This is a genomic window from uncultured Campylobacter sp., assembly GCF_937997465.1.
Taxonomy (GTDB): Bacteria; Campylobacterota; Campylobacteria; order Campylobacterales; family Campylobacteraceae; genus Campylobacter_A.
In genome coordinates, this window is sequence record NZ_CALKTQ010000348.1 from 1 (window position 1) to 6,985 (window position 6,985).

General features: G+C 46.6%; 8 protein-coding genes. 6 read left to right on the forward strand and 2 right to left on the reverse strand.

Annotation, left to right across the window (positions count from 1 at the left end; all coding sequences use genetic code 11):
• Window positions 1-309: 309 nt before the first annotated feature.
• The gene (locus Q0546_RS11900; RefSeq protein WP_298058021.1) at window positions 310-459 is read left to right on the forward strand and encodes a hypothetical protein; all 150 of its coding nucleotides are present in this window, start codon (window positions 310-312) and stop codon (window positions 457-459) included.
• A 191-nt stretch (window positions 460-650) separates the two neighbouring features.
• Here Q0546_RS11900 and Q0546_RS11905 read toward each other — a convergent pair whose 3' ends face one another.
• The gene (locus tag Q0546_RS11905; RefSeq protein ID WP_298793320.1) at window positions 651-1,838 is read right to left on the reverse strand and encodes an aldehyde dehydrogenase family protein; all 1,188 of its coding nucleotides are present in this window, start codon (window positions 1,836-1,838) and stop codon (window positions 651-653) included.
• Window positions 1,795-2,097 (reverse strand): aldehyde dehydrogenase family protein, encoded by a 303-nt coding sequence (locus Q0546_RS11910; RefSeq protein WP_298058022.1) that lies wholly within the window; start codon window positions 2,095-2,097, stop codon window positions 1,795-1,797. The genes Q0546_RS11905 and Q0546_RS11910 overlap by 44 nt, the downstream gene beginning before the upstream one ends.
• A gap of 384 nt (window positions 2,098-2,481) precedes the next feature.
• Here Q0546_RS11910 and Q0546_RS11915 point away from each other — a divergent pair, with 384 nt between their 5' ends.
• From Q0546_RS11915 to Q0546_RS11935, 5 genes are all read left to right on the forward strand, one after another.
• Window positions 2,482-3,072: a TonB-dependent receptor gene (locus tag Q0546_RS11915; RefSeq protein WP_298793323.1), complete on the forward strand. Its 591-nt coding sequence runs from the start codon at window positions 2,482-2,484 to the stop codon at window positions 3,070-3,072.
• Window positions 2,961-4,361, forward strand: a complete 1,401-nt coding sequence (locus tag Q0546_RS11920; RefSeq protein ID WP_298793325.1) for a TonB-dependent receptor — start codon at window positions 2,961-2,963, stop codon at window positions 4,359-4,361. Before Q0546_RS11915 ends, Q0546_RS11920 begins: the two co-directional genes overlap by 112 nt.
• 289 nt (window positions 4,362-4,650) lie before the next feature.
• The gene (locus tag Q0546_RS11925) at window positions 4,651-5,544 is read left to right on the forward strand and encodes an ABC transporter substrate-binding protein (RefSeq protein WP_298793327.1); all 894 of its coding nucleotides are present in this window, start codon (window positions 4,651-4,653) and stop codon (window positions 5,542-5,544) included.
• Window positions 5,545-5,572: 28 nt separating this feature from the next.
• Complete coding sequence (locus Q0546_RS11930; protein WP_298793329.1) at window positions 5,573-6,490, forward strand: iron ABC transporter permease; 918 nt, start codon at window positions 5,573-5,575, stop codon at window positions 6,488-6,490.
• On the forward strand, window positions 6,490-6,985 hold a 496-nt coding region (locus Q0546_RS11935), incomplete at its 3' end, for an ABC transporter ATP-binding protein (protein WP_298793330.1). The genes Q0546_RS11930 and Q0546_RS11935, both read left to right, overlap by 1 nt.

Consider the following 6,985-nt stretch of genomic DNA (forward strand, 5'->3'; position numbering starts at 1 on the left):
TGGTCGCTGGTTCGAATCCAGCATCCGGAGCCATATATACTCAACAATCCTTTTCAAATCCCGATATTTCAAGAACCTTAAGTTTGCTTAGTTTTATAAAATTTGTTCCCTATTTGTTCCCTATTTGTTCCCGAAATTTTTTAATATTCCAATTTCTCGTCATGTTTTCTAAATCAATCTAAGATGCCTTATTTTTAAAAACATGAAAATAAGTTTTTACTCTAAAATATTCTAAAGAACCATAGGGCATTAAAAATTTTTCAAAAACTACCCAAAAACCACTCAAAATAGCAAAAGGAGAAAAATAATATGCTTAATGAACTATATAACGACGTAGAGTACAAAACACTTCTCGAGCATATAGCCAATCAATACAAAGGACAAGCGGTGCTAAATAGACAACAAACGGCTAAACTTCTTAGTGTTGGCACGTCGACTCTTGATTTGCGCATATCGTAGGGCAAGGATATCCCTCACTATATTAAAATGGGCGGTGCAATGAATTCTCGTATGGCGTTTGCGATCTCGTCAAATTTAAGCGAGTTTTTGTTGTTCTTGGCTACTACTAAATTTAAGCGGATTGAAACCGACCCAAAATAATAAAGCCTTACAAGCTAAACTAAATAAATTTAGCTTGTAAGCGGTTAAATTTAAAACGGATATTTGTGATTTCCCATGCCTTCGACGGTGATCCATTTTAGCTCGGTCATCTCCTCGATAGAAAAATGCCCGCCCTCGCGACCAAGCCCACTCATTTTTACTCCGCCGAAGGGAATATGCGCCTCGTCTTGCAATGAAGGGCCGTTTACGTGCAGCATCCCCGTTTCTATTTCCTCGGCGCAGCGCAGATAGTCCGCGACATTTTGAGTGATGACAGTCGCGCTTAGTCCATAATCCGTACTATTAGCTAGTTCTATGGCCTCATCTAAATCTCGCGCTTTGATAATAGCCGCAACCGGCCCAAAAGCCTCGGTTGAAAAGATTTTCATATCAGTCGTAACGTCTGCAACGGTGGTCGGCATATAAAAGTTGTTTTTGCTCGTGCCACCTGTTAGTATCCGCGCGCCTTTTTTCTTTGCGTCGAGAATTAAATCATCGATAAATTCGCATTGTTTACGCTCGATAAGCGGCCCGATAATAGTGCGCGCATCGGTCGGATCGCCGACTTGTAAAATTTTAACTTTTTCCGTAAATTTGGAAACGAAATCGTCATAAATTTTTTCATGCACTATGATGCGCGAGCCTGCCATACAAATTTGACCTTGGTGCATAAAGATACCGAAAAACGCGGTATTTACGGCATAGTTAATGTCCGCATCTTCGAGAACCAGAACGGGACTTTTTCCACCTAGCTCAAGGGTGCATTTTTTCATATTTTTCGCCGCGCTTTGAGCTATATGCCTACCGACCTGGGTCGATCCCGTAAATGTTATCATGGATATACGCTTATCTTCTTGAAATGTTTCGCCAAGCACCTCTTTTGAGCACGGAATGATATTTAGCACGCCGGCCGGCAAACCGGCCTCTTGCAGGATTTCGCCGAATACCAAACCGCAAACGGGCGTGTTTGATGATGGTTTTAATACAAAGCTATTTCCCGCCGCTATGGCAAAGGCAAATTTTTTACTACTTAGAATCATTGGCGCATTAAACGGCGAAATTCCGGCGATCACTCCCCGCGGACGACGAATAACATACGAAAAAACCCCGTCGTCGTTTGAAACGAAAATTTGTCCGGTCACGCGTCTAGCCTCACCCGCCGCAACGCGGAATATATCGCTAACGACGCTAATTTCAAAGTTGCATTTTGCGATCGTCGAGCCGCTTTCTCGTATCAATATGCCCCCTAATATCATCTGCTCTTCTTTCAAAAATTTCAGCCGCCCTTAAAAGCACGGCTTCCTTTTCGCGAGGAGTTGTTTTTGCCCAAAGCTTTTGCGCTTTATGCGCGCTTGCGATGGCTAGTTCGATATCTTCCTTGCTAGCCATATGCGCTTTGGCAAACACCGAACCGTCGGCGGGATTTATGCTATCTACGATAGTGCCGGCGCTTGAGCTTACATACTTGCCGTCTATATATAGTTTGTACTCTTTCACGATATTTTCCTTGCCAGATTTTAAAGCTTGATTATATACTAGAAATTTTTACCGTATATTAAATTTGCTCAGTTTCCAGAAAGACCCTGCGGGCAAAGCTCTCCGCCTAGCTCATCCGTGTCGTCGATGCAAAGTAGAAATTTAAATTTCATTTTAAAAACCTCGATTTTTAAGTCAAATTTAACTATGCGTGAAATAAAATTAACTTTTTATATTTTAATAATATTAACTTCGTTCAAAACGTATTTTACAAAATATATAATAAAAATTTCATTTTCAAGGAGTTGCTAATGAAAAGGATTGGCCTGATCGCCTGCTGTGTTGCGATGGCGCTACACGGCGAAGTATTTACGCTAGGACAAGTCGAAGTCGTAGAAAAGGTCGGTGGCGTGCAAAAAAAGCGACACGAATATCATTGTCTTAGACGAGCAAAAGTTGCAACGAGACGAGATAAAGCGTCTCTCGGAGGTCGCTTACAGCACGCCTGGCGTTTACGTAGATAAAAAAGGTCCGCGCGCAGAGCAAAATTTCTACGTTCGCGGCTTTGACGCGCGCAGAGTGCCGCTTTATATCGACGGTATTCCCGTTTATGTCCCGTATGACGGCAATGCGGACTTTGGACGATTTACGACATTTGATCTAAGCCAAATCAACATCTCAAAAGGCTCTAGCTCCGTGCTCTACGGCCCAAATACGATGGGCGGCGCGATAAATTTGATCACTAAAAACCTACAAAAGAGCTTGAAGGTAGCGTCGGTTACGGCTTTGAGACGGGCAAAAACGCCAAGACCTACGGCAACAATATTGATTTTAACATCGGCACCAAGCAAGAGCTATTTTACGTACAAGCCGGCGGCAGCTATATGGAGGATGCGGGCCAGCAGATGTCTCATGACTTTAAACCGGGCGTTACTCGCAACGAAGACGGCGGCAGACGCGATAACTCCGTACAGCGCGATAAGAAATTTAATATAAAATTCGGCTTCACGCCAAATGAGACCGACGAATACGCGATCGCCTATATCAATCAAAAAGGCGAAAAAGAGCAGCCGTACTATACGGGCCGTTACGCCAGATATAACATGGCAAAACGCTTCTGGGAATGGCCGAAATGGGATAAAGAAAGCATATATTGGCTATCTCATACGCAGTTTGAAAACAGCCTATATATAAACACCAAAGCCTTTTACGACAAATTTGTAAACGACCTAAACGGCATCAAGCCCGCGATGTTTAACAGCCACTACCGCGATAAAGGCTACGGACTGGGTACTGAGATAGGCGGCGATATCGGTGATAGAGATACACTAAAATTTGCGGTTAACTATAAATTTGACGAGCACAAAGAGCATGACGACGGCGAGCCTGTGCAGACGTATCAGGATAAAACCTACAGCTTTGCGCTAGAAAACACCTACAAATTTACCGATTTTACGCGGCTGATTTTAGGCGTGAGCTACGATACTAGAGATGCGATCAAGGCTCAAGAATACGGCAAGATAACGTCTGCTACAAACACACTCTACGACTTTGAGGTCGCCAAACGCCACGCCTTTAACTACCAAGCTGCGATCAAGCACAGCTTTGACGGAAACGACGAGCTTAGCGTTAGCTTTGCTAAAAAGACATATTTTCCTAGTATGAAAGAGCGCTACTCAAAACGTTTCGGCCGCAACGAGCCAAATCCATACCTAAAGCCTGAGGTCGCCAATCACTACGAGGTCGGCTATCAAAGAAGCTTCGGCGAGGGTTTGAGACTGGAGACCGCGCTATTTTACTCTAAGGTTAAAGACGCTATCGGCGAGCATAACATTATCGTAGGCGGCAAAAAGCTAGCTCAAGCCATAAACGTCGATAAAGCCGAATACAAGGGCTTTGAGCTTGGCGCGACCTATTTTGCAGGGCAAAATTTGGAGCTAGGCGGCAACTATACCTATATCAGCGCGAAATATAAAAGCGGCGCCGATAGCAGAGTTTACGACATACCTAAACACAAGGCTTTTGCTTACGTAGACTATAAAATTGTGCCTAAATTTAGCATTTACGCATCGCAGTATATGATCTCGAGCCGTTACTCAAACTCTTACGAAGTAACAAAACTTGCGGGCTTTGGCGCAACAAACGTCAAATTTATCTACAAACCTACCGAAAGCCTAAGCGTAGAGGCTGGCATATCAAATTTGTTTGATAAAAACTACGAGTATAGAGAAGGCTATCCGGAAGAAGGAAGGGTATTTTTCACCAATTTAAGATATAAATTCTAATTAGAATTTTCAAGGCGGATCGCTCCAAAAAGGAGTCGGTCCGCATAAAATTTGACTCTATTTATATAATAAAATCTATTTTAAAATTTCTTTAGCTATACTTTACAAAATCATTTAAAGGCGAAAAATGTTTAAAAAAATTCTGTTGTTTTTCTTTGCGTTTTTGGGCTTTTGCTTTGCGATGACGCCCGAGCAGATCAAAGACTACATCGCCTAAAACAGCGAAAACATAACGCAACTACAAGGCACTCCGACTAAAATTTACGCGAGCTCGCCGCCGCTTTTATATATGCTTTACGCGCTTGATCCCGCTAAAATCAGCGGCACGAATTTCGAGTGGAACAACTACGAGCGACCCTACGTCAAAAAAGAGGTGCAAGAGCAGCCCGTCGTGGGCGGCTTTTTCGGTCAGGGTAAAATTCCAAACGTCGAGATGCTGCTACGCCTAAATCCCGATCTCATCCTCGTAAACACAAGCTCGCGCAACACCAAAAAGATGAGCGAGGTCTTCGGCTCTATCAAAAAACCGATGCTCTATCTAAGCGCGGTGCAGCTCGAGGATTATCTGGACGGGTTTGAAATTTTAGGCGAAGTGACGGGCAAGCAGGAGCGCGCTGCACTTCTCGTAAACTACGCGCAAGAGTCGCTAAATTTGACCGCGCAAATCGAGGAGTACATCAAGAAAAACAACCTGCAAAAGGTAAAAATTTACTACGCGCAGGGCAGCGACGGGCTAGCTACCGAGTGCGAGGGCTCGTGGCACGCGACGCTCATCGAGCGAGCCGGTGCGCAGAACGTGCATAAGTGCAGCGAGGATCCAAACGCCAAATCTTTCGGACGCGTAAAGATCAGCTTCGAGCAGCTCATTAAATACGATCCGGACGTCATCCTCATCTACGAAAAAGAGCTGTTTGATAAAATTTACGGCGATCCGAAGTGGCAGCTGCTGGGCGCGGTAAAAAACAAAAAAGCCTACTACATCCCGCGCGAGCCCTTTTCGTGGTTTGACCGCCCGCCTTCGTTTATGCGGTTTTTGGGGCTAAAATGGCTGATAAATTTGGCCTACCCAGAGGCGTTTAAATTTGACATAGTCCGCGAAACGCGCGAGTTTTACAAGCTATTTTTGGATTTTGAGCTTACAGATGCGCAAATTTATAAAATTTTAGGACGGGGTGCGGAGTGAGTAAAGAAAAATGAGCAAAAAGGCGTTTGTGTTTTTAGCCCTGCTGCTGGCGCTTTGCGTCGCAGGCTCGCTACTGCTGGGCAAATACGGCTTTAGCGCGGGCGATTACGCGCGCTACGTTACGGCGCTGTTGTGGGGTGAAAGCTTAAAAGATTTCGAGGTCATGCACACGCTCTTGCTTGAAATTCGCCTGCCGCGCATACTTGCCTGCGTGCTCATCGGCGCTAGCCTCGCGATCAGCGGCGCGGGCTTTGGCGCAGCGGTGGGGATGTTTTTTAAGCTCAATGAATACCTCATCCAGCTTAGCACCTTTGGCTTCGGCTTTCTCGCCGTGGCAGTGGCGCTCGGCATCTCGGCGCTGTATTCGCGTAGCGGTAGCGTCATCGTGCTGGTTCTGGGCGGCGTCATCAGCGGCTCGCTCTTTACCTCGCTACTCTCGGTGCTAAAATACGCCGCAGACCCGAGCGACGCGCTTCCTGCGATCACCTATTTTTTGATGGGCAGCCTGGGCTTTGCGTCCAAAAGCTTTATTCAAATTTCGATCCTGCCGATGTGCGCGGGCGTTTTACTGCTGGCGCTTAGCGGCAAATACCTAAACGCGCTAAGCCTTGGCGAAGAGGAGGCAAAGAGCCTGGGCGTAAATACGACGCGGGTTAAAATTTTCATCATCCTAGTCGCCACCTTCGTTAGCGCGCTTAGCGTGACGATCGCGGGCATCATCGGCTGGATCGGGCTTATCGTGCCGCATATCGCGCGCTTTATCTTCGGCGCCGACAACCGCGCGGTTCTGGCGAGCTCGGCGATGATCGGTGCGATATTTCTGCTATTTTGCGACAGCTTCTCGCGGCTCATTTTTACCTTTGAGATCCCCATCGGCATCGTGACCTCGCTGTTTGGCATTCCGATGTTTATCATCGTGCTTCGCCGCGCCAAGAGGAGCTTTTGATGCGAGAAAATTTGATAGAAGTGCGAAATTTACGCTTCTCCTACCGCGATAAGCCCGTGCTAAAGGGCATCAGCTTTGATGTCGCGACGGGCGATACGCTAAGCGTCCTAGGCGCTAACGGCAGCGGCAAAAGCACCCTGCTTCGCATAATGCTCGGGTTTTTAAAATTTGAGGGCGAGGTGCTAATCGCAGGCAAAAGCGTGCGCGACTACGGTAAGCGCAAGCTCGCCTCCCTCGTCGCCTACGTGCCGCAGACGCACGCGCCCTCATATGACTACAGCGTCTTTGACGTCGCGCTGATGGGTGCGCTGTGCAGGACGCCGATGTTTTGTAGCTTTAGCGCGGCGGATAAAAAGCTAGCCGAGCAGGCGCTGGAAAAGATGGGCATCGCACATCTAAAAAACGCGCCCTACACAAAGGTCAGCGGCGGCGAGCGGCAGCTGGCGTACATCGCGCGCACGCTGGTTCAGGGCGCGAAAGTGATCTTTATGGACG

Bases quoted from the DNA above. Each gene is read 5' to 3' on its own strand.
- Q0546_RS11920 (WP_298793325.1), top strand. From the start codon at position 2,961: ATGGAGGATGCGGGCCAGCAGATGTCTCATGACTTTAAACCGGGCGTT.
- Q0546_RS11900 (WP_298058021.1), top strand. From the start codon at position 310: ATGCTTAATGAACTATATAACGACGTAGAGTACAAAACACTTCTCGAG.
- Q0546_RS11925 (WP_298793327.1), top strand. From the start codon at position 4,651: ATGCTTTACGCGCTTGATCCCGCTAAAATCAGCGGCACGAATTTCGAG.